The organism is Alcanivorax sp. HI0083 (assembly GCF_001635175.1).
Genome location: NZ_LWFX01001460.1, coordinates 1 through 1305, shown reverse-complemented (window position 1 = coordinate 1305; position 1305 = coordinate 1). Strand labels below are relative to the sequence as shown.

At 59.7% G+C, this 1305-nt stretch carries 1 protein-coding gene; it reads right to left on the bottom strand.

Features of this window, described 5'->3' with window-relative positions:
* Positions 1–1305: RNA polymerase-associated protein RapA (rapA, locus tag A3754_RS22135; protein ID WP_082904816.1), on the bottom strand; the 1305-nt coding region annotated here is incomplete at both ends.

Below are 1305 nucleotides of genomic sequence, written 5' to 3'. Positions count from 1 at the left end.
GGGCTTCTACTTCTTCATGACGGACCGCCGGGTTTTTGGCTTGCAGGGCTTTCAGGCGAGCCAGCTCGTGGGCTTGTTCGGCGCGCATTTTTTCCTGGGCAGCGGCAATAATGCTTTCGGCTTCCTGACTGGCGCTGGTTTCGTCGGCTTTCAGCAATTTTTCCAGCAGGGGTTTCTGACTGCCAACGATCTTGCGGCTGAGAGGCTTGTCCATCTTGTGGCATTGCTGGCTCAGGCCGTCGTGGCTGATGGCCTGGCTGATATTTTTGCCATTGGCATCCAGCAGGTGACGAATTACCGTGGTGGGCAGGAAGCGGTCTGCCTGCAACTGTTTGGGGGCAATGGCATCAACGGTATAGATGGCTTCGATCAGCAGGGTGCCAGCCTTGATTTTGGGATTTTTGAGCAGGCTGACGGCGGCTTTGCCACGGTGTTCGGTGAGCATCATCTCCAGGCTGCCGGTGACCATGGGATGCTCCCAGGTCAGGAATTGCATGTCGTCGCGGGCCAGTGCGGTGGCCCGGTTGTCGGTCATGGTGACGCCTTCTTCCGGCAGAGCGGGGAACGCATCGCGCATGTGCGGGCCGGGTTTGAGGATGATGGCCGTGTCGGAATGATCTTCCTGTTCCACGCCGTAACGATCAAAGATGCGCTGCATGAAAGGCAGAGGGCTGTCGTCATCGGCCGCAATCAGGTCGGTGATCAGCGCCTCGGCTCGCTCACCGTCGAACGAACTCAGCTCTAGCAGTCGGTCGCGGCCGGTCTCCAGTAGCGTATGCAGTTCGTTAGTGATGGTGCGGGTATCGTCGACCAGCGCTTCGATGGCGGTGTATTCCGGGTCGCCGGTAAGCAGTGGCTCCAGCGCGTCGCGGCTGCGCAGGTAGATGTCGTGGCCGGCCGGGTTGGTGTGCTCGAAGGCGTTCATGCCGTCGTGATACCAGCGGAACAACACCTCCTGGGCGTGCTGCTCGAAGTAGGGCACGTGAATCTGGATATCTTCGCTCTGGCCGATACGGTCCAGCCGGCCGATACGTTGTTCCAGCAGGTCCGGGTTCAAGGGCAGGTCCAGCAGCACCAGATGATGAGCAAACTGGAAGTTACGGCCTTCGGAGCCGATTTCCGAGCAAATCAGCGCCTGGGCACCGTCGAAGTCATCGGCGAAAAAGGCGGCGGCCCGGTCCCGTTCGATCAGGTCCATGTCTTCATGGAACATGGCCACGTTCATGCCCAGCTTGTAGTTACAGTGGGCATGCAGGTCGGTGGCGGTGTGCTTGCTGGCACAGATCACCAGCACCTTGTCGTGAC